This is a genomic window from Kitasatospora sp. NPDC057512 (assembly GCF_042802135.1).
In the GTDB taxonomy this organism is placed as follows: Bacteria; Actinomycetota; Actinomycetes; order Streptomycetales; family Streptomycetaceae; genus Kitasatospora.
Genome location: NZ_JBHVET010001162.1, coordinates 1 through 1,607 on the forward strand (window position 1 = coordinate 1; position 1,607 = coordinate 1,607).

General features: G+C 74.1%; 1 protein-coding gene. It reads right to left on the reverse strand.

Annotation, left to right across the window (positions count from 1 at the left end; translation table 11 throughout):
• Window positions 1-13: 13 nt before the first annotated feature.
• Window positions 14-1,513: an aminopeptidase P family protein gene (locus ACFU6K_RS38560; protein ID WP_380671268.1), complete on the reverse strand. Its 1,500-nt coding sequence runs from the start codon at window positions 1,511-1,513 to the stop codon at window positions 14-16.
• Window positions 1,514-1,607 lie beyond the last annotated feature (94 nt).

Consider the following 1,607-nt stretch of genomic DNA (forward strand, 5'->3'; position numbering starts at 1 on the left):
GTCGTGCGGAGGCTCAGGCGAGCGAGGCCATCCAGGCCTCGACGTCCTCGGCGCTGCGGGGCAGGCCGGCCGAGAGGTTCTCGTTGCCGTCGGCGGTGACCAGGATGTCGTCCTCGATCCGGACGCCGATGCCGCGGTACTCCTCCGGCACGGTCAGGTCGTCCTGCTGGAAGTACAGGCCGGGCTCGACGGTCAGCACCATGCCGGGGACCAGCAGCGCGTCGACGTGCTCCTCGCGGCGCGAGTGGGCGCAGTCGTGGACGTCCAGGCCGAGCATGTGGCCGGTGCCGTGCAGGGTCCAGCGGCGCTGGAGGCCGAGCTCCAGGACCTTCTCGACGTCGTACGCCGAGGCGTCCAGCAGGCCCCAGGCGAGCAGCCGCTCGGCGAGCACGCGCTGCGAGGCCTCGTGGAAGTCGCGGAACCGGGCGCCGGGCTTCACCGCGGCGATGCCGGCCTCCTGGGCGTCGTACACCGCGTCGTAGATCCGGCGCTGGACCTCGGTGAAGCGGCCGTCGATCGGCAGGCTGCGGGTGACGTCCGCGGTGTAGAGGGTGCCGGTCTCCACGCCCGCGTCCAGCAGCAGCAGCTCGCCCGGGCGCACGTCGCCGTCGTTGCGCACCCAGTGCAGGGTGGTGGCGTGCGGGCCGGCCGCGGCGATGGTGCCGTAGCCGACGTCGTTGCCCTCGACCCGGGCGCGGCGCCAGAAGGTGCCCTCGATCCAGCGCTCCGAGGTGGCGACGGCCTGGCCCAGCTCGCGGACCACGTCGGTGAAGCCCTTGACGGTGGCGTCGCAGGCGGCGCGCAGCTCGCCGATCTCCCAGGCGTCCTTGACCAGCCGCAGGCCGCTCAGGAACTCCTTGAGCCCGGCGTCCTTGTCGGCGTCCAGGGCGTCGGCGAGCGCGGCCTCCAGGCCGGCGTCGTAGCCGCGCACGATGCGGGTCGGCACGGCGGAGTCGGCGGCCTTCGCGGCCAGCTCCTCGGCGGCCTTGCGCACGTCGCGGGCGGGCAGCCCGAGCAGCTGCTCCTGCTCGGCCAGGCTGTGCCGGCGGCCGACCCACAGCTCGCCGTAGCCGTCCAGCCAGAACTCGCCGTTCTCGCGGTTCGAGCGGGGCAGCAGGTAGAGCACGAAGTCGTGGCCGGTCGCGCCGGTCGGCTCGCCGACCAGCACCGCGTCCTCGGTCTGGTCGCCGGTGAGGTGGACGTACTCGCTGGCGGCGCGGAACGCGTAGTCGGTGTCGTTGGAGCGGACCCGCAGGTTGCCGGCCGGGACGACCAGGCGCTCGCCGGGGTAGGCGGCGGACAGCGCGGCGCGGCGCTCGGCCGCGTACGGGGCCTGGGCGACGGGGGCGAGGCCGTGCAGCTCGGTGTCGGCCCAGCCGGACTTCATCGAGGCGGCCAGCTCGTCGGAGATGTCGCCGTAGAGACCGTTCTTGCGGCCCTTGTGCTGCTCAGGCTCCTCGCCGCCCTCGGCCTCGGGGTTCTCGGCCACCGCGGGGGTACGGTCCTCGGTCACGTGCAACGCCTCCTTGGGGGGTGGTACCGCCGCCCCTGGGGGAGGTGTCGGATCGCGACACGCGCGGGCGGCCGTGCGTCCGTCCATGGTACGG